Origin of the sequence: Mycolicibacter sinensis (assembly GCF_001667945.1) — a bacterium.
In the GTDB taxonomy this organism is placed as follows: domain Bacteria; phylum Actinomycetota; class Actinomycetes; order Mycobacteriales; family Mycobacteriaceae; genus Mycobacterium; species Mycobacterium sinense_B.
This window is the reverse complement of sequence record NZ_LZJK01000077.1, coordinates 1-21,725: the sequence shown is the minus strand read 5'-3', so window position 1 is coordinate 21,725 and position 21,725 is coordinate 1. Positions and strand designations below refer to the sequence as shown.

Sequence of the window (21,725 nt, the reverse complement as noted above, 5' to 3'; positions counted from 1 at the left end):
TCAGTTGCGGCCGGCCATGACGCCGCCATCGACGTTGAGGATCGCGCCCGTGACCCAGCTGGCCTGGTCGGAGAGCAGGTAGGTGACGGCGTTGGCAACATCGGAGGGGATGCCGACCCGCCCCAGCGGATGAAAGGGCGCGAATGCGTCGAGCGTGGCATCGATCTCGTCCTTCGGCACCCATCGCTCCAGAGCGGGCGTCTTCACCGCGGCCGGTGCTACCGCGTTGACCCGGATGTTGTGCTCGGCGAGCTCGATTGCGAGATTGTGGGTGAGCGCATGCAACCCGGCCTTTTGCATGGAGTGCCCGATCGATGGAGTCCGCCCGATGGCCTGATGTGCCCACATACTGCCGATGTTGACGATGGAGCCGCCTTCGCCGTTGGCGGTCATTCCGGCAACGACGGTCTGCGTCAGGAAGAACAAGGCGTAGTTGAGCTCCATGTATGAGTCGTAGAACTGCGCGTCGTATTCGAGAAATGGTTTCGGGATGAAGAATCCGGCCGCATTGACCAGCAGAGTCGCGTCGCGGTGTTGCTCGGAAAGCACACTCCGCGCATCGTCGACGGCAGCGCGATCGGTCAGGTCAGCCGCGATGCCCCAGGCCTGGCCGCCCCGGCTTGTCAGTTCTGCGATCACGCCGTCGACGCGGGTCTTCGACCGTCCGATGATCACCGCACTGCCCCCGTGGTTGACGACATCGTCCGCGACCTGCCGCCCGATGCCGGCACTACCGCCGACAACAATGACCTTCTTTGACGCGAAATGCATTTCCGGGCTCCTTTCTGTCCTGGCGTCCCGACTACTCGGCCCTCGGTTGCCTACAGATTGATGGCACCCCCGGCCAGGGCGTGGAAGCATTCCTGCAGCCCTTCACCGAGTGTCGGATGGGTGTGGACGTTTCGCGCCAGTTCGGTGGCGGTGAGGTCCCAGAGTTGAGCCAACGTCAGCTCGGGGAGAAGCTCGCTGACTTCGCTGCCCACCAGATGGGCTCCCAGCAGCTCGCCGTGCGCATCGTCGGCAATCAGTTTGATGAAGCCGCCGCGGTCGCCCAGTCCGTGGGCTTTGGCGCTGGCCCGCATGGGGAAGGTAGCGACTCGAATCCGGTTGCCCGCGGTGCGTGCCTGCTCTTCGGTGTAGCCGAAGCTGGCGACCTGGGGCTGGCAGAAGGTGACTCGCGGCATCATCGGGTAGTTCAATGGCATCGTCTCGACGCCCGACATGGTTTCGGCGGCGATTACCCCTTGCGCCGAGGCAACGTGGGCGAGTTGGACTTTGGCGGTGACGTCACCGACTGCATAGATGTGCGGTTCGGACGTGCGCATGTGGTCGTCGACGTCGATGGCGCCCGTTGCGTTGAGAAGCACGCCGGCGGCGTCGAGCCCGATCCCTTCGACGTTGGGGCAGAAGCCAATGCAGATGAAGGCCCGGGTGGCCTCTGTGGTGGAGGATGTTCCGTCGGCTCCGGTATAGCTGACGGCGACGTGCCCGCCATGGTCGACAACTTTGTCTACCCGGGTGGAGGTACGGATCGTCATCCCGCGCCGCACGTAGTGGCGCTGGAGTTCCCGGGAGACGTCAGCGTCCTCGTTGGGGAGAACGCGGTCGGCGAATTCCAGTATCTCAACCTGCACGCCATAGCTGTGCAGGATGTAGGCGAATTCCATACCGATGCCGCCGGCTCCGATGATCACGATGGACTCGGGCAGTTCAGCGCTGAGGATCTGCTGTTCGTAGGTCACAATGTTGTCGCCGACAGCAACTCCGGGCAGCATGCGCACCCGCGATCCGGTCGCGATGACAGCGTGCCCGAAGGTCAGCGAGCGACGGCCTCCCCCAGGCAGCGCAACACTGAGGCTGTGCGGACCGGTGAAATGGCCACGGCCGTCGATCTCGGCGATGTTGTTCTTGCGCATCAGAAAATGCACGCCGCGGACCCGGGCGTCGGCGACTTCGCGGCTGCGCGACACGGCACGCGCATAGTCGAGACTCACGTCGCCGGAGATGCCGAAGGTAGCGGATTGGTGAGTGATGATGGAAGCGATCTCAGCGTGGCGCAGCAGCGCTTTTGACGGGACGCAGCCGGTATTGAGACACACCCCGCCCCAATAGCGCTCCTCGACGATCCCGACGCTCATCCCGAGTTGGGCGGCGCGGATAGCGCAGACATACCCTCCTGAGCCTGCGCCGAGGACGACGAGGTCGTAATGGTCCTTGGCCGGCGGCGTCATCTCGGGGCTCGGGTGGCGTCGACCGCATCCGCCAGCAGCCACAGCGCCAGGCCGAGCAGTGCGATGTCCTTCATCAAGAACTCCCCGTCGGCGGAGAGCACGGGAAAGCCGCCGGCAGACGCCTCACCGGTGCCGGGGGTCGTGACCATGAAACTCAGCGTGGTCACGAAGAACAACGAGGCGACGATGCCGCCCGCCACGGACACCTTCGGGTACCACGGCTTGGCAGCCAGCAACACCGCGGTTATCAATTCCACTGATCCGTTCAATCGACCGAACGCATCGATGGACATGAAGTGGTAGACCCAGCTCATCGCGGGGCTGTTGGCCACCCAGTGTGAAATCCCGTCGGATTCATAGTGAGTGAACTTCATCGCGCCGAACCAGACCAAGACTATGACCAGGCCGTACCGTGCGAGCAGGGCCGCCATGTCGCTCACGCGAACCTGGACAGCCTCTTCCACCGTCGTCGTGGCCGCACCGCGTGACATACCGCCTCCGTTCTGCATGACTGGTTCCACTCCACGGTCGGAGCACACCGGGTGAGTTGTCCTCATCCGCGCCCGGAATTCACCCGGGTGAGAAGCCCATGCCCCGGTCTGCGATAGGTCTTCGCGGCCCGGTCGCATCCCGCCGGTCATAGCAGTCCCCACCGTTCTTCGCCGTCGGTGTCCTCGTCGACGACCACATGCATCGCGGCTTCCTCAGCCAACGCCGCACCACCGTCGATGCCGACGTCGTAAGCCCGGTAATCGGAGCCGGCGTCGGTGGGATCGAAGTCGAAGGCGACGAGCCGACCGGCCCGCCAGTCGCCGACCTGATCATCGATCGGTTCGCCATCGCTGTCGGCGCTATCGCCGATCCCGTCACCGTCCCCTTGATCGGTCACGTCGGGAACCTCGCGGGCCAACCGGCGCGCCAGACTCTCCCCGAGGCGCGCCTCACGTGCGGTCAGGCCCCATGCCCGTAATTCCAGCGGGCGTTCCGGGGGCGAGTAGCCTTCATCCAGGTCGACACCCGTCAGCTCTGAGTCCACGGCCTCTTCCGGCTCGAGCAGATGGGCCGCAACGTCATCGAATTCAGAAGTCCCCATCGCCGCGGTCTCCGTTCCCTATCCCCTATGTCAGGCCTGCGCAGCGCATCCCAGCGATCCGCCCGGGCAGCCGAACCCGGCCGCGCAAACGTCCGGTATCACAAGCCTGGCCTGCAGGAGGGTGAATTGTCCTCGCCCGTCCCGGAAATTCACCCCGGATGACGACGGCTAGAACAAGCCGAGTTCGCGTGCCCGCCTGACCGCTGCGGCGCGGTGCTCAACGCCGAGCTTGCGGTAGATGGCGCGCTGGTGGGTCTTGACGGTATTGAGCGAAACATACAGCCGCGCACCGATCTCACGGCGGGAGAGCCGGGTAGCGAGCAGCCGCAGCACCTCTAGTTCCTTGGGGGTCAGCTGCTCACCGACCGCGCCCACCACCATGCGCGGACCGCCCGCGCCGGCTGCGCTCGGCTCGACCGAAGCGAGCAATGTCGCGGTGATTCCGGCGTCCGCGCAACCACGGATGAGCGTGCGGGCCTCGTCGAGGACGGCGTTCGCGGACTCCTGATCGCCGAGGCGCTCAAACAACCCCGCTTTCACCAGCAGCGCTTTGGCTACCTCCAGGCTCGCTCCACCGTGGCGCGCGGACATGACGGCCCTGTCGGCGGCCACCGCCGCGGCAGGTATGTCACCGCGCGTGGCCAGGAGTTGGGCCGCGGCAAGCGCCACCATCGCGTCTACGAAGTGTTCCTCGTCTTCCAGGTTTCTGGAGCTGCCGGAAGCGCGGCGGATCTGACGCTCGGCGTCTGCGAGCTGACCACGTTCCGCGGAAATGAGCGCCAGATAGCCGAGTGCGTAGCTGTGGATGCGACGGTCGCCCACCTTCTCGGCCAGTTGCGCGGCCCGCTCGAAGGCGGCCCGCGCCTCGTTGGTGCTGCCGGAAAAATACAGCGCGGACCCATAGGTGCTGTGGGCGCTCGATCGGCTCAGCGGCGCGGCGCGCAGATCGAGAGAGATGGCCCGGCGAGCCCCCTCGAGTGCGGCAGCGACTTCAGCCGTCTTGAATGAGTGGACCGCGCGCAACACCACGACTTGGGCGCTGATCGCGTCATCATCGGCCGCGGCGGCCGCCTCGACTGCCTCGATCCATTTGGCGGCGTCGTCGAGTTGACCCGTGCTCAACGCGAGCCACGCGCGGGCCAGACTCAACCGCGGATCCTGTAGGACGGTGTCTCCGGGAAGCAGATCCAGCCAACCCGAGACGGTCGACAGCCCGCCGCCGTTGAACTCATTGACCCAGTCCCCAGCGATCAGATCGGCGGCATGCACTGTCTCGCCGGCTGGAATCAGGTGGCGGACCGCCTCGTCGACGAGGCCTTCGGCCTCATACCAGGCTGCGGCGCGTCGGTGCAGGTCGGCGACGAGGTCGGGCTCGGCGCGGTGCAGTTCGGTGCGTAGCAGCTCACCGAACAGCTGGTGGTAGCGATACCAGTGGCGCGACATGTCCAGCGGCACCACGAACAGGTTGTCGCGCTCGATCTTGTCCAACACCGAAGCCGAGCCGGACGTTTGCAGCGTGGCGTCGCACAGCGCGCCGCTGAGCCGTCCCAGAACCGAAGTCCGGAGCAAGAAGCTGCGTATTTGCGGTGGCTGACTCTCCAGCACCTCGGCCATCAAGTAGTCGACGATGTGCCGGTTATCGCCTGCGAACGTCCTGATGAACGCTGCGGTATCAGAACGCCCGGCCAGCGACAGGGCGGCGAGGTAGAGGCCGGCTGCCCAGCCTTCGGTGCGGCGGTGCAACAGCTGGATGTCGGCGTCCGGCAAATCCAGCCCGAGCACTTCGTTGAGCAGCCGGTTCGCTTCACCGGCACCGAAGCGTAGGTCGGCGGTTCGCACCTCGGCAAGCTCGCCGCTGGCCCTCAGCCGAGCCAACGGCAACATCGGATCGGATCGGGTGGCCAACACCAAGTGGAGATTTGTCGGCATTCGGCTGATGACGAACGCCAGCTGTTCGTGAACCGTTCGATTCACCACCAGGTGGTAGTCGTCAAGAACGAGCACGATGGGGTCAGTGATCGTCTCCAGATCGTTGAGCAGCGTAGGCAGAACGGCCTGGGTCGGATCGGCGCCCATCGTCAACAGTTCGACTGCGCGACTTCCGATCTGGGCATCGATCTTCTGCAGCGCGGCGACCACGTACATCCAAAACCACACCGGGTCGTTGTCGGAGGAATCCAGCGACAGCCAGCCGAACCGCCGGTCCTCGCCCGCACCCGCGGCCCACTGAGCGAGCAATGTTGTCTTGCCCCAGCCCGCGGGCGCACTCAACAAGGTCAGCTTGCGGCGGCGTCCCGCCGATAGTGCTTCGAGCAGCGGAGCCCGGTGGACGAGCTGGGACCCGAGGGTTGGGACATGCACCTTGGTGTCGAGCAGGACTGCTCGGGCGACCTCTCCAGCATCGCCGTCATCGTGTTCGGTTGAGTCGGTCACGCCCGACCTCCTCGACTCCCTTGAACCCAGAAGCAAAGTCGTGAAACACGGTGTGGAAGCGGCGCCGGTGCCAACCGGCACCTTTCCAGCCCCGTTGGTCTCTGCCGGCCCCGACTGGTCCATGCCCGACAATCGCGGTGATCCCATTGAATCAGACCGGACAGTCAGGTTTACCCCGAGCGCTGGCCGGCGATACTCGTTTGCCGTGTGCCCGCTCACCGTCCTCCCCTTTGCTTCACATGGATGTAATGACTACGTTGGCAGCCTCACCCTGCCGTCACCATCGCCCAGCGGGTGATCTTTAGGGCAGAGTCGGGGTATCTCCAGGCACCCGATATTTGACGATCGGGTCAATCCGTATCGCGCGTGAGCTGTGTCAGTTGAGTCCGGGAGGTGACGCCGAGTTTGGCGAACGCATTGCGTACGTGGGTTTTCACCGTGTGAGGAGAGAGCTGCAGCTGCTGGGCGACGTAGCGGTTGGTCGCGCCTTCGGCGACCAAGTTGATGACCTTGAGTTCGGAATCGGTGAGGCTGTCCCAACCGGTTCTGGCCCGCGAGTGCATGGCAATACGCCGCTGGACACCCAATCGGCGCAGCGTGCGGCCGACCCGGCGGGCATCGGCAGTCGCTCCGCACTCGATGTAGGTGTCAAAGGCGGCGTTGAGCTGATCGAGCGCCTCAGCGTTGCGGTGTCCGCGACTCAGCTCACACCCCGCATCCTCGGCGGCGCTGGCATAAAGAAGCGGGCGCGACGACGCGCGGAGCAACTCCGCAACAGCCACCAACGCCTGGGCATCGTGTTCGAGGATCGCGCGGGCATACCCGGCCACGGTCGCCAACATCGGCAGTGCGGGCCGCTCGCGCTCCAGTATCTCGGTGGCCTGCAGGACCCGCGCGCGCAAGCCGGCATCACCGGCGGCCGAGGCCACCCGCGCACCCAAGACCAGCCGAACCAGTGCATGCGGGAAAAATGGTGTCGCCAGTAGGATGACGTCGCCGAGCCAGCGCATCGCATCATGAACGTCCTCGCGCTGCCACGCCGCCCGCGCGAGCACATACGCCGACCCTCGACGTATGCCGGCGGAGCCGGTGGAGTGGGCATCGCGCGCATCATTGACCATCTGCTGCAGCAAGTTCCGGTCATCGGTGTGCGCCGCCACCTCGGCGAGAATCACCATGCGAAGTACGTCATGCTCGGTTGCCCCCGTCGGCTGTGGGGGCGGAAGGGACTCCGTGGCATCGCGAGCGGCCGACAGCCGGCCCGCAGCGAGGTCGACGAGCCCGCTGAAGACGGCCCACAGGCCGAGGGCCATCGCGTTGCCTTCCCGGCGGGCTTGCTCTATGCCATCGGCGACTCGGGCTGTCGCGTCGTCCAACCGGCCGACCACTGCCAGCAGATTTGCGTCGTACATTCCGGCATAGGCATGCGCCAACGCCGTTTCATTCGTGTGAGCGAGCGGGCGGAGCTCTTCGAAACGGCGTAGTGCGCGGGACGTGTAACCCTCGCCAGCATCGAGCAGAGCGCGGGTGACGTCAGCCATGATCGTGGCCTCGAGATCACCGGTTGCTAACGCGGCCGCGGCAGCCGCGTCGGCGGCCGCGCGCCGTTGCCCACCTTCGTCGAACACCAGGTTGTACGCCAGCCACGCCAGATGCCGGGCCCGGGTGATGTCGCTGATGCCGCTCAACTTGAGCGCACGCCGATTCTCCGCCACCCGCCGCTGGTCAGTGTGCTTGGCATGCACGGGTAGCCGGAGCCGGATCTCGGCCTCGACTTCGGGCGAGGCCGCCTCCGACAACGCCACGACGGCCAATTTTTCCGCCTCGCCGTGTCGGCCGGCCCTGTTGAGCCACTCCACCGTTTCGGCGACCAGGGATCCATGCTCCGCGTCGTCGGTGGGCAACAACTCCAACGCGCGGTGGCTCAAGTCCGCGGCGCCGCTTGCATCGCCGCGGCCCACCGACTGCGCGGCCTGGCGTAGCGTCTCAATCGCCTCCCGGTCGCCGGGCTCGGCGCTGCGTGCCAGTTGGGTGGCCACCTCGGCGGGGCTCGCGCCGATACGCAGCATGAGCGATGCGGACTGGCGCTCCATTGCCCGCCGCAGCGACTGCGGCAGGGCCTGCCGGGTGGCTTCGCGCAGCAGGTCGTGCCGAAACCTCAACTGCTCACCGTCTTCGACGATGAGATCCGCGCGCACTGCTTCCTCCAGCGCCGACAGCAACGAGACCGGCTGGCGGTCCAGCATCGCGGCGAGCAGCCGGACCGAGAACCGGTCGGGCAGCACGGGGGCTACCCGCACGACTTGGCTCGCAGGGTCGGAGAGCTGGTCCAGTCGCTGCTGCATGCTGTCGCTGAGCCGTCGCGGCAGCGTGTCTCCGGTGGCAACCGCGCACCCGCCGGTGACATCGAGCCGGCCTTCCTCGTCGAGTCCCCGTAACAGTTCTGTCAGCAGGAACGGGTTGCCGTGTGCCTTGTCGGCCAGACTGACCAGCGACGCATCCGCGTTGGCTCGCACGGTGTCTTGGACGATATCGACGACCGCATCCGGTGTCACGGCCGTCAACCGCAGAAACGTGGCGTCTTCGTGTTCCAGCGCGCTCAGTGTCTCGCGGACGGCCGGCCCGCCCGCGCCGGTTCGCGCGGTGAGCACCCAGAGCACCGGGGCGTCAGGGCGCGCCGCGGCCAGCGACCGCAGTGCCAAAAGGGTGGCGTTATCGGCCCAGTGGATGTCCTCGAGGACGATCGTCAACGGCGTTCGGGATGCGGCTTGGTGGATCGCGGCCTGCAGATCGCGCACCACCCAGTAGCGGAGATCGGCTGACGAGCCCAAGCGACGCAACGCCTCGGCATCGCCGACCGGGGGATCGGCATGCAGCGTCGCCATGAACAGCGAGAAAAACGGCACGGTCTGCTGGTACTCGAACGCCTCGCCGAACAGCGCCCGAACACCGGCCTTCTCGGCGAGCGCCAAAACCTCGGTCAACAAGCGGCTCTTCCCGATGCCCGGCGGCCCCTCGATGACCAGCGCCCCGCCGCGCCCTCGCGCCACCCCCGCGATCGCGGCGCTGATCGCTTTCAGCTCGTCCGCCCGCCCACGAATCGGCGGTATGCGCATCTTTCCCGAGGCCCTCGCCGCACTCACGCGAATCGCCGCCCGCCAACAAGAAATAGGCGGGTGAAGGATGTCCCCGATGTGCTGTCCACAGTCCTCGTCACCGCTTGCGCTGGCAAACAGTGTAGGCAAGTTCGCCGGCGAGCATCTGCAATCGCAACGTGCGAATCTCACCCGGGTGAGACGGCCCGCCGGGTGATGACGACGCAGGCTGCGTCGGGGCACGCTGCTCACAGGAGGCGGCGGTCAGACCGCCCCGGCTCCGTCACCCACCGAAGGGTCCCGACAGTGACGTTGCGCGATGCGGCCCCGACCAGCCGCGCGATGGTGGTCGCGGTGATGGTGTCGATGGTCGCGTTCCTCGACTCCACTGTGATCAACCTGGCCTTGCCCGCCGTCGAACGCGACCTTGGTGGCGGCCTGGCCCTGCAGCAATGGGTCGTCGACGGCTACTTGTTGGCGATGGCCACGGTTATTCTGCCCGGTGGGTCGATCTCGGATCTGCTCGGCCGCATTCCGGTGATGCGGTGCGGCCTGCTGGCTTTCGGGGTCGGCTCGGTTCTGGCGGCGGCCGCAACGTCGCCCGCGGCGCTCGTCACTGCGCGCATCATCCAGGGCCTCGGCGCGGCTTTCCTCGTGCCGGGCTCGCTGGCGCTGATCAACACGGTGTTCGACAAAGCGGCCCGATCCGCAGCGATCGGCGTCTGGACCGGGTGGACGGGGACGGCCTTCGCGCTGGGCCCTTTGTTGGGCGGGATATGCGTAGATTTTCTCGGCTGGCGCTGGATTTTCGTGTTGTCAGCGATCCCTATGACGGTCGGGTATGCGCTGACGTTCTGGTTGTGCCCGATGTCCGGTCGGGTGGAAGGCGCCCGCGTCGACACCGCCGGGATGGCGCTATCGACGGCGGGGCTGGCCGCGACGGTGTATGCGTTGATCGAAGCGCAACACTACTGCTGGACTGACCCGGAGGTCGTCGCCAGTTCGGTGGTCGGGATAGCCGCACTTGCCGGCTTCGTGAGTTGGCAGCACCGCAGTAGGTTTCCGATGCTTCCGTTGCCGCTGTTCGCCTTTCGTAATTTCGCTGCCGCGAACCTCGTCACCGCGCTCGTCTACGGCGCGTTGATCATGGGATCGCTGGCCATCGCCCTGTACACCCAAGAAGTCGGCGGCTACTCAGCCACCGCCACTGGGGTGGCCACCCTACCGATTCCGCTGCTATCCTTCGCGCTCGCCCGTCGCGTCGGGCGCATGGCAGATCAGGTGGGACCACGCGTGTTTCTGATCACCGGGCCGGCGTTGGCGGGTGTCGGGCTGTTGTTGATCCGGCCGAAACCCGATGGATTCCATGCGATCACCGACCTGATTCCCGGGATGCTCGTGCTGGCCACCGGCCTGGTCGCGACCATCACACCGCTGATGTCGGTCACACTGGCCTCGGTGCCGGCCGAATACGGCGGCCTGGCATCGGCGATCAACAACGCTGTCTCGCGGCTGGCTGCGCTGGTGGCGATCGGGTCCATGGGTCTAGTCAGCGCGGGCACGACGAATGCCGCCGGTTTCGCCCGCGTGTTAGAGGCGGGTGCCGCACTGTTCGCCCTGGCGGCGTTGTGCGCCCGCACTGTTGATCGCCAATCCTCCTGCCGGGTACCGCCCCGTGCCCTGCGACATCGCGGCACTGTGCCGCGACCGGCCGGGTGTACAGCCAGCACTGGCCAGCGGTCCCATGGCCGCGGCGGGGCCGTCCCGGTCGCCGTAGTCGCTCCTTCGGTTCACCCGGGTGAACTGGCTCGCCGGGTGATGACGAATCACCCCGCGTCGGCCAATGCTGGCTTGCTAGACGGCCAGCGGCGCACACGCTTCCGACACCGGAGCCATCGCCAACGGACACACCCGCGCTATCAGTGCTCGTGCACGCAACACCCATCAGAAAGGACCTGCAATGCAAGCCATCATCGTCAAGGACCGCGAGGCCGGTGTCGCCGGCCTGTCGCTCACCGACCAGCCCTACCCCGAGGCGGCCGACAGCGAGGTCATCGTTCAGGTACACGCCGCGGGTTTCACACCCGGCGAGCTCGACTGGCCGCACACCTGGACCGACCGCGCGGGCCGCGACCGGACACCGAGCATTCCCGGCCACGAGCTGTCGGGCGTGGTCGTTGAGTTGGGCTACGGCACCACCAGTTTAAGCATCGGTCAGCGGGTGTTCGGGCTCGCCGATTGGGCCCGTAACGGCTCGCTGGCTGAGTACACCGCTGTCGAAGCCCGCAATCTCGCACCGCTACCATTCGACATCGATCACACGGTCGCCGCAGCCCTGCCGATCTCTGGTTTAGCCGCCTGGCAGGGCCTGTTCGACCACGGACGCCTCACCGCGGGACAGACGGTCTTGATCCACGGCGCCGCAGGAGGGGTCGGGTCACTCGCGGTGCAGCTCGCCCGCGAGGCCGGGGCGCGTGTCATCGCTACCGGCCGGACACCAGATCGGGATCGAGCCATTGCGCTGGGTGCCCATGACTTCGTCGACATGGGTACCGAGACGCTCGAGGACGCCGGCGCAGTCGACGTGGTGTTCGACGTGATCGGTGGCGAGGTCCTCGCCCGCTCAGCCGCATTGGTGCGGGCCGGCGGAACGCTCGTCACGATCGCCGAGCCGCCCGCGACCCGCCCGACGGACGGTCGGGCCGTCTTCTTCGTCGTCGAGGCCGATCGATCTCAGCTTGCCCAACTCGCCGCGCGAGTGCGCGATGGACGTCTCACACCGGTGGTGGGTGCTGTGCTGCCCCTTGCCGACGCTGCTGCCGCCTTCGCTCCCGAACAGCGCATCCACGGCAAAACGATTCTTCGGGTTGCCGAAGGCTGACCCCGGACCCTGAGTCAGACTCCGGCTCTCGGAAGGGAATTGAACTATGGCGCTGAAAATGCGGCTCGCAGTCGTGATCGCCGGTGTGATCCTCGCACCTGCGGCACACGCCGAGCCGACCCCGCAGACGCCAGGCGAAACCCCCGTCGTCCGCACCGTTTTCGATCGACCTAGCAACGTGCCCGGCAAATCGCTTGAAGCGGTGGCCGTCAGTTATCCGCCAGGAGCCAGGAGCGCTGCTCACCACCATGCGAATTCGGCGTTCATCATGGCTTACGTCATCTCCGGGCGAATTCGCAGCCAACTCGAAGGAGAGCCGGTGCGGGTGTATCACGCCGGCCAGACGTGGAGTGAGGCACCCGGGGCGCACCACGTGATCAGCGAGAACGCCAGCGCCACCGAGCCCGCTGAGTTACTCGCGGTCTTCCTTGTCGACACCGGCGATGGCCCTTTGACGACCGACGACAACGCGGAACGCTGAACCTCAGCGGTAAAGAAACTCCCCCTACCAAGGAGCTTTGAGATGACCACCGTTACACCGATATTGACCGGAGTGGCTGCACACATCGCCAAGTACGCCGATGCTGTTGCCGTACCCGGTGGCGGTACCCAGATATTCGTCTCGGGAACGCCCGGGCTGCGCGAAGACGGCACTGCGCCGGAGGACTTCACCGAGGAGGCCCGGCAGTGTTGGGCCAACGTCGAAGCCGCACTCGCCAAGGCCGGCGCCAAACTGACCGACGTCGTCAGCATGCGGCAATGGCTGACCAGCCGCGACGATCTGCCGGCCTACATGGCAGTGAACCGGGAGTTCATCCGCCACGAGCCGGCCGGCATGCTCGCCATCATCGACGGGCTGGTCTGGCCCAACCTCCGGGTAGAAGTCGAAGTCGTCGCTGTCTTACCGGCCTGATCGTGAACCGTTGCCCAATCGTCGACTTGTCGCCCGACGAACTACTGACTACGACGCGCTCGGTGCGCAAGCGTCTCGATTTGACCAAACCGGTTCCCATTGCCCTGATCCGGGAATGCCTGGAGATCGCGGTGCAGGCGCCGACGTCCTCCAACTTGCAGAATTGGGGATTCGTCGTGGTCACCGACGCCGCACAGCGTCGCGCGATCGCAGATGTGTACCGCCGCACATGGGACTGGATCGTTGCCTCCCCGTTCGCGGTCGCCGACCGGTTCAGGAACGACCCCGCGCGCAATCGCCAGCAGCGCAAAGTGTCCGACAGCGCGCAGTACCTCGCCGACCACTTCGGTGACGTCCCCGTTTTGGTGGTCCCGTGCGTCGAGGTCATCGACCGTGACGGCACATTGACGGCTGAAAACGCCAACCAGTATTGGGCGTCGATCATGCCTGCGGCATGGAACTACATGCTCGCGGCCCGTTCGCGAGGACTGGGAACCACCTGGACCGGGGTGACCGTGATGGCCGAGAAGGAGATGCGGAATATCCTCCGGCTGCCCGATAACGTCTACCACGCCACGACGATCCCCACCGCCTACTACACCGGCACAACTTTCCGTCGTGCCGAACGAATTCCGCTTGACGACGTGGTGCATCTCGAAAGGTGGTGAGTCGCCGGCCTGATTCGGGCGGGATGCTCGCCCGGGCGATTTGACTTGCCGGATGAGGACCGCTCACCCGGCTACGGCGAAGGCTGAGTCAGTAGATGACGAACGGAGTGCCCAGTGGAGCCGACGATGTACCGGATCTGCGTTCGGGGTTGCGTCTCCGAACGGCTTGGATCGGCATTCGAGGGGATGCGACTTGAGCCCGGCCCGGCCGAAACGGGATTCGCCGGAGAAATCTGTGACCAGTCGCAGCTTTTCGGCCTTCTCGACCGAGTCCGTGATCTGGGTCTTGAACTGGTCAGCGTGCAACCGCAGGAGGCGGCTGTCCGGCCGGAAGACTCCGTACCGGACGTCACGGTCCAGGACGGCCGATAGCGGAACCTGCGACCGTGAGGTGAAGGAAGGCCGCGGTCTATCTCAGATGCTGGGCGCGGGCGCCAATTCGGCATACACCTTGATCTGTTGGAACTGTTCGAGTGCGTGCGGACCGTAGACTCCCCCGGCCGACGGCTACCTCAGCTCGGCCCGGAACGCCGGCCCGCAGCGCTGCCGGCACTCCGATCGCGCCGCGTCGCGCCCCACAGCCCCACACCGATGCCGACAACCGCTCCACCCAGGCCGATGAGCTGCTGTCCGCGGGTGAGATCGGCATGCACGCTCATCCCGCCCAGTAGGTCGGCCGCGTCGGCGCCACCGGATGCCAGGAACCACCCGCGGGTGTCCCGGCCGCGCAACGCCGCGCTCAGAAGCAACCCTCCGATCAAGGCGTCGCGGTAACCCATGGAACGAAGCAGCAGCCGCGCGGACGGGCCCGGGTCATCCGGCTCGCCCCACCACCGGTTCGCCCGAAGCGGATCCACCAGGAAGGAAAGACCCGAGGCCAGCCGGATGGTGCCCGCGACCAGCGCGGCGCGGTCTTTGATCATGCACCGCAGCCTAGGGCCGGCCGCCGGCTTCCGGGCCTACTTCCAGGCGAACACGGGCTGGCCCAATTCGTCGACCCGGTCGGATCGGCCCTCCAGGCACAGCCACCGCAGCTGCAGCAGCACGGCACCGGTCGGCGCGTGGATAAGGTCATTGCCCAAGGGGATCTGCACGACCGGGCGTGAGCTCTCCGGGATGCTGATGTAGCGCGGCGAATCCTCACGCTGCAGCTGGTGCAATCCGACCCGGTAAACGGCCACCACCTCGTCGGGCGCGGGCCGAGGATCCAGTCGGCCACCGCCCCAGATCACCACCGGCGTGATGACGTATCCCGACCGGGTCGGGTAGTCGTCGAGCAGGCCCAGCACTGCCGAGTCGGGCAGACTGATGCCGACCTCCTCATCCAACTCGCGCAGCGCGGCCTCAACCGCGGTCTCGCCCGGATCCAGCCGGCCACCAGGCAACGCCCACTGGGCGGCATGCGAATTGAGGCGCGAGGCTCGGCGGCACAGAAAGAATGCGGCGCCTCCGGATACGTCGATCATGCGGCCGTCGAGACCGGCATCCGGCAGGGGCCGCCCGGCGATCCAGTCGTCGACCGGCGCCGGATCGACCCGGTCCTCCCCGATGTCGGAGTCCACGATCACCACCGCGACGGCCGCGTGCCGCTTGGTCGGGTCGGTCACGGCCCGGCGGTCGTGCCCACGCAAGTGTGTCCGGATCTGCTGACGCAGTGCCCGGTCGTAGCTGATTGTCACCGTTTGACCATAGGCAGCACACGGACTACGCACTTTCCAGGGCGCGCTCGACCGCACGGGCCGACAATCGTCAATCCCGGATCGCATCAGCTCACTGCGGCACCGATCAACGGTCATGCCGCATCGATCGAGGAGACGACTATGAGCTTGGACAATGCCTTACGCCCCGGTACGCGCGCCCCGGAGTTGGTGCCGTCGCGCTACGCGGTACAGGTCGGCGAGATCGAGGTGCTGATCATCAGTGACGGGGTACTGCCCATCACCGCGGCGACGATGGCCACCAACGTCGACTCCGCGGACCTGACGCGCTGGCTGGACGACAGCTTTCTGCCGCCGGACGTGATCAACTGGCCGCTGAACGTGGTCGTGGTGCGTACCGGCGGCCGAACCATCCTCGTCGACGCCGGCCTGGGCGTGGAGTTCCCGGACTTCCCGCGGGCGGGGCAGACCGTCCAGCGCCTCGAGGCCGCCGGCATCGATCCCTCCTCGGTGACCGATGTGGTGCTGACCCACCTGCACATGGACCACGTGGGTGGCTTGCTGAGCGACGGGCTGAAGGCCCGTCTGCGCCCGGATCTGCGGATCCACGTGGCGGCCGCCGAGGCTGAGTTCTGGGAGGCCCCGGATTTCTCCGGCACCCAGATGCCCGCGCCGGTGCCAGGCGCGCTCCGATCGATCGCGACGCGGTTCCTGGACGAGTACCGCAGCCGGCTGCGTCCGTTCGAGACGGAGCACGAGGTCGCACCGGGAGTGCTGGTCTGCCGCACCGGTGGCCACACCCCCGGGCACAGCGTGGTCCGTCTGGCCTCGGGCGGCGACCGCTTGACCTTCGCCGGCGACGCCATCTTCCAGGTCGGCTTCGAGAATCCGGAGTGGCACAACGGGTTCGAACACGACCCCGAGGAGGCGGCACGGGTCCGGGTTCGTCTTCTACAGGAACTGGCCTCGACCGGCGAGTCGCTGGTGGCCACCCACCTGCCGTTCCCCTCGGTGTGCCGGGTGGCCGCCGCCGGCAACGCCTTCCGGTGCGTACCGGCGGTCTGGGACTACTGATGGCGGGCGCCGGGCCGCCCGCCTATTGTGCAGACGCTGGCGACGCTCGACTAGGCGCCTGTTGACAGGAAGAGTGCCAAGGTAAGCAGCACGACGCACGCGATGCACGTCCAGACTCCCAGGCTCGCTGACGCCATAGGTCGGTTCCTATCTGTGATGAGTCGGTTGGTCTCGGTTGGTTCAAGGCCGGTCTGCGCAGTTCGCGCAGGTGACGGCCTGCCGGATGGTCACCAAGCTAGCCGTACGGCTTGGTGGACGTCAAAAGGGGCCGTCCCGCGACGAAGTCGGCCGGAGGGGTCCGACATGCGTTGCCAGGCGTACCGAGGTTCGCGGTGACCTTCTCAGTCGACGAACTGGTATGGCACTTCGAGTACCCGATAGGTGCGCCTGCTGTCGGGGGTGACGCCGAGCGCCACCCGCAGCGCTTCGGGAATGACCAGCCGGCCCAGGCGGTCCACCCTCAGGTTCATGGCACCGAATCACCGGTTCATTGGCGAATCGGTCGCGGCGGTGCGTTTCCCGGCCGGTAAGCGGGTATAGGGCACCCCGTACGGCACCTGCAGTGGGGCCGGCGGACGGAGGAATCACTGCTGTGGTCACGATGGCGCCATTGCGGCGGCGGCGCTCCGGGCTCCGCCGGATCACCAAAGGTCTCGGCGAGCTCGACGCCGAGGTGTTCACGGCGATCGCGCGCTCACCCAGCCGACTCCTCGACACCACCATGCCGGCGCTGACCCGCGCCGCCGACCACTCCAAACTGTGGTTGGCCCTCGCGGCGGGGATGGCTCTGACCGGCCGCCCCGCCGCCCAGCGCGCCGCCGCCCGCGGGGTGGTCAGCCTGGCACTCACCAGCCTGGTGACCAATCAGGTGGTCAAGCGGATTCGGCCCCGGTCACGCCCGGACATCATGCAGGTGCCGCTGCTGCGCCGCGCCCGCCGGTTGCCGCTGTCGAACTCGTTGCCGTCGGGCCACTCCGCCAGTGCGGCGGCCTTTGCCACCGGAGTCGGGTTGGAGAACCCGCTGCTGGGCCTGCCCGTCGCCGCGCTGGCCGGTCTGGTGGGGCTGTCGCGGATCGCCACCGGCGCCCACTACCCCGGCGACGTGCTGGCCGGACTGGGCATCGGGGCGTCGATCGCGGTCGCTGGGGCACAACTGGTGCCGCCGATCGCGTCCCCGCCGCTGCCACGCGCCGATGCGCTGCGGGTCGACTGTCCCGCACGCCCGGACGGCACCGGCGTGACGTTGGTGGTCAACCCCCGCTCCGGGGGCGGGCGCGCCGGCGAGGTCGCCGAGCAGGTGCGTGAAGCGCTGCCGGGCATCAGCGTCGTCGAACTCGGTCCCGACGACGACGTGACGCAAGCGCTGCGCCGGGCGGCCGAGTCCGCCGAGGTGCTGGCGATCGCCGGCGGCGACGGGTCGGTGGCCGCGGCGGCCGGTGTGGCGGTGGACCGCGGTCTGCCGCTGGCGGTATTTCCCGGCGGCACGTTGAACCACTTCGCCAAGGACATCGGCTGCGATACCACCGCGAAGACCATCCGGGCCATCGCCGACGGCAGCCTGTCGCGGGTGGACGTGGTGCGGTTCAACGCTGAGACGACCGTGGTCAATACGGCCAGCATCGGCGCGTACCCGACGTTCGTGCGCCGTCGGGAGCGGTTGCAGCACAAGGTCGGCAAGCCGGTGGCCAGCGTGTACGCGATGCTGTTGACGCTGCGTCGTGAACAGCCGGTGCGCATCAACTACGACGGCAAGACCCTGCAGACGTCGCTGTTCTTCCTCGGCAATTCGGCGTATCAGCCGGCCGGATTCGCTCCGGCCGTACGGCACCGGATGGACGACGGGCTGTTGGACGTGCGGATCCTGGAAACCGGCCGGCCGTGGTCCACGCTGCGGATTCTGGCGGCACTGCTGACCGGACGGCTGCAGCGCAGCCGGCTCTACCACGAGCTGCGGGTTCCGCAGTTCCGGTTCACCGCGGTCGACGGTCCGGTGCCGCTAGCCCGCGACGGGGAGGTCGACGAGCCCTGCGCGGAGGCCGAGTTCGCCGCGTGCTACCGCGCGTTGCAGGTGTTTCGGCCGCTGCCGCCGGGGCCGCGGTGACGGCCGTCGACGTCGGTGTGGTCGGCGGTGGGATCGTCGGCCTGAGCACCGCGTACGCCCTGACCGAGTTGGGTGCCACGGTGCGGGTGTATGAACGGGGCGTGCCGGGCGACGGGCAGTCCGGCGGCGAATCCCGGATCTTTCGGCACGCCCACGACGACGCGCGGCTGGTGGCGCTAGCGCGGGCAAGTCGCGCGATCTGGACGCAGTGGGCCGAACGCGCCGGCACCGAGCTGGTCTCGTCCGACGGCGCGGTCGCGATCGGTCCCGCGGTAGAACGCCGGCTGGCGGTACTGGAGAAGGTGGGCGGCGTACCGGTGCGCCGCATCGACGGCACACAGTTGCATAGCCTGCTGCCGCCGCTGGCCGGCTACGACGGGCCGGCGATGCTCGACCAGGCCGGCGGCGCGATTCGCACCCGGGCGGCGATCGGCGCGCTGACCGGATGGCTGGGTGAGCGGCTGGTCGCCGACGAGGTGCTGGCGGTGCGCTCGACCGGCAACGGAAGGGCCGAGGTGCTGACCGGCGGCGGGCGCGCCGAGCATTCCGCGGTGGTGGTGTGCGCCGGGCGGGGCACCGCCGGGCTGGCGCGCGGCGTCGGGTTGGCGCTGCCGGTGCGGTTATCCGCGCACGTGCGGCTGACCTTCGCCGCCAAGCAGCCCGCCGAGCGGTTGGCCTGCCTGCAGGACAGCAGCGGGGCCTTCGGGGAGACCGGCACCTACGCCGCGGCGCTGCCCGGCAACCGCTTTTACGCGGTCGGGCTCAGCGAGAGCGTCGGCGTCGAGCCCGACGGCGGCTTCCTCGACCCCGGAGAACTCACCGCATTGGCCGACCGAGCGGTGGCCTACGTGCGCCGTGCGCTGCCCGGCCTGGACCCGGCGCCGGTCGGTTACCGGCACTGCTGGGTGACCCGGGTGCCGTGGAGCGACGACGGTTTCGCGGCCTGGCAGCGGGATGGGTTGGTGTTCGTCGCCGGCCACAACCTGTTCAAGCAGGCGCCGGCGATCGGGCGCGCGCTGGCGCGACTGGCGCTCGGTGAGCAGCCCGAGGTAGACCTGGGGCCCGAGTGCCGGCTGGGCGCGGGCTCCTGATCGGCTATCTCGGGGGACGCAATAGTTTCATGGCGCCCCGCAGCACCGGTTCGGGGATGCGGTCGCGCATCGCCAGTGCGCCGGCGGCGGCGCGGGTGCGCAGCGGCGTGCCGCGGCCGAACATCCGGTTGAGCGGTCCGCCGGTCGGCTCGATCTCGACGTGCAGCGGCGGTGTACCGACCGCGGCACCGAGGGCTTGGGCGATCACCATCCGCTGGATCTCGCTGGTGCCTTCAAAAATGGTGTACAGCTTGGCGTCTCGGTACCACTTCTCCACCGGATGGTCACTGATGTAGCCCCAGCCGCCCAGGGTTTGCACGGCACGCTCGGTGACCCGCACCGCGGTCTCGCTGGCGGCCATCTTGGCCATCGATCCCTCGCCGCGGCTGAACTCGATGCCGTTGACCGCCATCCACGACGCCCGCCAGGTCAGCAGGCGCGCGGCGTCGATCGCGGTGGCCAACTCGGCCAGCGGAAACGCGACGCCCTGGTTGTCGATGATCGGGCCGCCGAAAGCTTCCCGGCGGGTGGCGTAGTCGGTCGCGTATTCCCATGCGGCGCGGGCAATGCCGATCGCCTGCGCGGCGACCATCGGCCGGGTCTGTTCGAAGGTTCCCAGCGTCGCCGAACCCGATGACGCTGCGCTGGAGAGCCTTTCGCGGGCCTTGGCGAGCTTGTGCTCCAGCTTGTCCTGCCCGCCGAGCAGGTGGTCGGCCGGGATGCGGACGCCGTCGAAGCGCAGTTCGGCGGTGTGCGAGGCCCGGCAGCCCAGCTTGTCGAGCTTGCGCACCATCTCCAGGCCGGGTGTGCCGCCGGGGACGATGAACAATGCCTGGCCGCGGTGGCCCAGGTCCGGGTCGACGACGGCGTTGACCACGTGGACGTTGGCGATGCCGCCGTTGCCGATCCACATCTTGTGGCCGTCGATGATCCAGTCGTCGCCGTCGCGACGAGCAGTGGTGCGCAGGTTACGGACGTCGCTGCCGCCTTCGGGCTCGGAGATCGCCAGGGCTGCGAGCTTGAGATGGCCTGGCGTGCCGAAGCATTCGGGCGCCCACTGCAGCATCTGTTCGGCGGTGGCGGCCTGCCCGATCGCCGACAGCGCCAACGCGGGCATCACGATCGCCAACCCGATTCCGGCGCAACCCCAGAACAGTTCTTCCATGAACATCGGCAACGACAATCCCGTCGAGTCTCCGATCAGGTCGCGGTAGAACAGCGGGCTGTAGAAGCCTTGGGAGGCGGCCTCCTCCAGCACCGGCCACGGGAACTCCTGGCGCTGGTCGTAATCGAGTGCGACCGGCCGGATGACCGATTCGGCGAATTGGTGGGCGCGGCGGGCCAGGTCGTGCTGCGCCGCCGTCGGCGTGAGGTCGAAGCCCATGGACCGTCCCTTGAGGCGTCAAGGTCGGCGTCGGCGTCGCCGGCCCGAACACCTGGGATTGCCGGTTCGCCGGCGCGTCAAACGCCGCGGCGGCGGGCGGGTCAGGAGGCGATCACGGCGTCGATCTGGTTGAGCGCCGACGTGGTGCCCTCGATGACGCCCATGTCCAGCACCTTCTGCAGGTCCTCGACCGAGGCGAACGTGGTCACGTAAGTCGCACGGGTGCCGCCGTCGTGCTCGGCGAAGGTGTAAACGTTGCTGGCGACCGGCGTCCCGGGGATCGGGTTGAAGTCGGCGTCGGCGAAGCCGTCGACGAAGGAGAAGCTCCGCGGCTCGTCGACGGCGGTGATCTGCCAGTACCCGGCGTACTTCTCGCCATCGGGCCCGGTCATGAAGTACGTCGTGCGGCTCCCGGGCGTGAGGTCGTGGTCGACCACGGTCGCGGGGTGCGACGGCGGTCCCCAGATCTTCTCCAGCTGACGCGGGTCGGCGTAGATCTGCCAGATCCGCTGCACCGGCGCGGCGAAGTCGGCGCTGATGGTCAGGGTGAGGTTCTCGAGGTCTTGCTGGACGTCGATCACGGGCATGGTTCAGCCCTCCTTGATTTGCTCGGATGAGATGAGTTCGTCGATGCGTGCGATGCGGCCACGCCAAACCTGTTCCAGTTCAGCGAGCATCGAGGCCACCGACCGTACCGCCTCGACGTCTCCGCGGGCCAACTGCTCGCGGCCGCTGCGTCGCTTGGTGAGCAGTCCGGACTTCTCCAGCACGGTTACGTGCTTTTGTACTGCGGCGAAGCTCATCTCGTAGTTTCCCGCGAGCGCGGAAACCGAGTGCTCCCCGACCAGCACGCGGCGCATGATGTCCCGCCGGGTGCGGTCGGCGAGCGCGTGGAACAGGGCGTCCACCCGGTCCTCGTCGAGCACGGCCACGTGCCGATCGTACAACCGAATGGTTGTACGTTGTCAAGGTCAGGCGTCGGGGAACCAGTAGTCGAGTGTCTGCTCGACCCCGCCCCAGTCGATACCCATCCAGTCGGTGAAGAAGCCTTCGATGTTGCCGAAGGCACTGTAGAAGAACGCCACCACCGAGTAGAACAGGCC

At 67.4% G+C, this 21,725-nt stretch carries 19 protein-coding genes and 1 pseudogene; 8 read left to right on the top strand and 12 right to left on the bottom strand.

The genetic code is table 11. From position 1 onward, the window contains the following. From A5694_RS10835 to A5694_RS10810, 6 genes are all read right to left on the bottom strand, one after another. Window positions 1-771 (bottom strand): SDR family NAD(P)-dependent oxidoreductase, encoded by a 771-nt coding sequence (locus tag A5694_RS10835; RefSeq protein WP_064921841.1) that lies wholly within the window; start codon window positions 769-771, stop codon window positions 1-3. Window positions 772-821: 50 nt separating this feature from the next. Further along, window positions 822-2,231, bottom strand: a complete 1,410-nt coding sequence (lpdA, locus tag A5694_RS10830) for a dihydrolipoyl dehydrogenase (RefSeq protein ID WP_064921840.1) — start codon at window positions 2,229-2,231, stop codon at window positions 822-824. Then, the gene (locus A5694_RS10825) at window positions 2,228-2,722 is read right to left on the bottom strand and encodes a YkgB family protein (RefSeq protein ID WP_064921852.1); all 495 of its coding nucleotides are present in this window, start codon (window positions 2,720-2,722) and stop codon (window positions 2,228-2,230) included. Before A5694_RS10825 ends, lpdA begins: the two co-directional genes overlap by 4 nt. A 146-nt stretch (window positions 2,723-2,868) precedes the next feature. Beyond that, window positions 2,869-3,324, bottom strand: a complete 456-nt coding sequence (locus tag A5694_RS10820; RefSeq protein ID WP_064921839.1) for a DUF5709 domain-containing protein — start codon at window positions 3,322-3,324, stop codon at window positions 2,869-2,871. 168 nt (window positions 3,325-3,492) lie between these two features. Continuing rightward, entirely contained in the window at window positions 3,493-5,880 is a 2,388-nt protein-coding gene (locus A5694_RS10815; RefSeq protein ID WP_082952623.1) for a LuxR family transcriptional regulator, read from the bottom strand. Between the two features lie 227 nt (window positions 5,881-6,107). Then, on the bottom strand, window positions 6,108-8,873 hold the full coding sequence (locus A5694_RS10810) for a helix-turn-helix transcriptional regulator (RefSeq protein WP_082952622.1): 2,766 nt from the start codon (window positions 8,871-8,873) through the stop codon (window positions 6,108-6,110). 195 nt (window positions 8,874-9,068) lie between these two features. Here A5694_RS10810 and A5694_RS22550 point away from each other — a divergent pair. From A5694_RS22550 to A5694_RS10780, 5 genes and pseudogenes are all read left to right on the top strand, one after another. After that, window positions 9,069-10,322: pseudogene (locus A5694_RS22550) on the top strand (MFS transporter); the annotation flags it as partial. Between the two features lie 490 nt (window positions 10,323-10,812). Further along, window positions 10,813-11,733 (top strand): NADP-dependent oxidoreductase, encoded by a 921-nt coding sequence (locus A5694_RS10795; RefSeq protein ID WP_064921834.1) that lies wholly within the window; start codon window positions 10,813-10,815, stop codon window positions 11,731-11,733. A gap of 46 nt (window positions 11,734-11,779) precedes the next feature. Beyond that, entirely contained in the window at window positions 11,780-12,214 is a 435-nt protein-coding gene (locus A5694_RS10790; protein WP_064921833.1) for a cupin domain-containing protein, read from the top strand. A gap of 42 nt (window positions 12,215-12,256) precedes the next feature. Continuing rightward, window positions 12,257-12,646, top strand: a complete 390-nt coding sequence (locus A5694_RS10785) for a Rid family hydrolase (protein WP_064921832.1) — start codon at window positions 12,257-12,259, stop codon at window positions 12,644-12,646. 62 nt (window positions 12,647-12,708) lie between these two features. Next, window positions 12,709-13,314 (top strand): nitroreductase family protein, encoded by a 606-nt coding sequence (locus tag A5694_RS10780; protein WP_234787912.1) that lies wholly within the window; start codon window positions 12,709-12,711, stop codon window positions 13,312-13,314. 512 nt (window positions 13,315-13,826) lie between these two features. Here the strand turns inward: A5694_RS10780 and A5694_RS10770 are convergent. Both A5694_RS10770 and A5694_RS10765 read right to left on the bottom strand, forming a co-directional pair. Then, window positions 13,827-14,237 (bottom strand): DUF4267 domain-containing protein, encoded by a 411-nt coding sequence (locus A5694_RS10770; protein WP_064921830.1) that lies wholly within the window; start codon window positions 14,235-14,237, stop codon window positions 13,827-13,829. Window positions 14,238-14,273: 36 nt separating this feature from the next. Further along, entirely contained in the window at window positions 14,274-14,993 is a 720-nt protein-coding gene (locus A5694_RS10765; RefSeq protein ID WP_064921829.1) for an NUDIX hydrolase, read from the bottom strand. Window positions 14,994-15,134: 141 nt separating this feature from the next. On the opposite strand from A5694_RS10765, the gene A5694_RS10760 reads away from it, so the two are divergent. Continuing rightward, a complete protein-coding gene (locus tag A5694_RS10760) occupies window positions 15,135-16,046 on the top strand; it encodes an MBL fold metallo-hydrolase (RefSeq protein ID WP_064921828.1) in 912 nt (303 codons plus the stop codon). Between the two features lie 341 nt (window positions 16,047-16,387). Here A5694_RS10760 and A5694_RS24940 read toward each other — a convergent pair whose 3' ends face one another. Next, window positions 16,388-16,516 (bottom strand): hypothetical protein, encoded by a 129-nt coding sequence (locus A5694_RS24940; RefSeq protein WP_267887750.1) that lies wholly within the window; start codon window positions 16,514-16,516, stop codon window positions 16,388-16,390. A gap of 131 nt (window positions 16,517-16,647) precedes the next feature. On the opposite strand from A5694_RS24940, the gene A5694_RS10755 reads away from it, so the two are divergent. Together A5694_RS10755 and A5694_RS10750 are read left to right on the top strand one after the other, a co-directional pair. Then, window positions 16,648-18,147, top strand: coding sequence for a bifunctional phosphatase PAP2/diacylglycerol kinase family protein (locus A5694_RS10755; protein WP_064921850.1), 1,500 nt, complete (start codon window positions 16,648-16,650; stop codon window positions 18,145-18,147). Continuing rightward, entirely contained in the window at window positions 18,144-19,238 is a 1,095-nt protein-coding gene (locus A5694_RS10750) for an NAD(P)/FAD-dependent oxidoreductase (RefSeq protein ID WP_207515983.1), read from the top strand. Before A5694_RS10755 ends, A5694_RS10750 begins: the two co-directional genes overlap by 4 nt. Before the next feature lie 4 nt (window positions 19,239-19,242). On the opposite strand, the gene A5694_RS10745 is transcribed toward A5694_RS10750, so the two are convergent. From A5694_RS10745 to A5694_RS10735, 3 genes are all read right to left on the bottom strand, one after another. Next, window positions 19,243-20,622 (bottom strand): acyl-CoA dehydrogenase family protein, encoded by a 1,380-nt coding sequence (locus A5694_RS10745; protein ID WP_064921827.1) that lies wholly within the window; start codon window positions 20,620-20,622, stop codon window positions 19,243-19,245. A 101-nt stretch (window positions 20,623-20,723) separates the two neighbouring features. Further along, window positions 20,724-21,209 carry an SRPBCC family protein gene (locus tag A5694_RS10740; protein WP_064921826.1) on the bottom strand — a complete coding sequence of 162 codons (486 nt, stop codon included), beginning with the start codon at window positions 21,207-21,209 and terminating at the stop codon, window positions 20,724-20,726. Between the two features lie 3 nt (window positions 21,210-21,212). Beyond that, window positions 21,213-21,554: an ArsR/SmtB family transcription factor gene (locus tag A5694_RS10735; protein WP_064921825.1), complete on the bottom strand. Its 342-nt coding sequence runs from the start codon at window positions 21,552-21,554 to the stop codon at window positions 21,213-21,215. Between the last annotated feature and the right edge of the window lie 171 nt (window positions 21,555-21,725).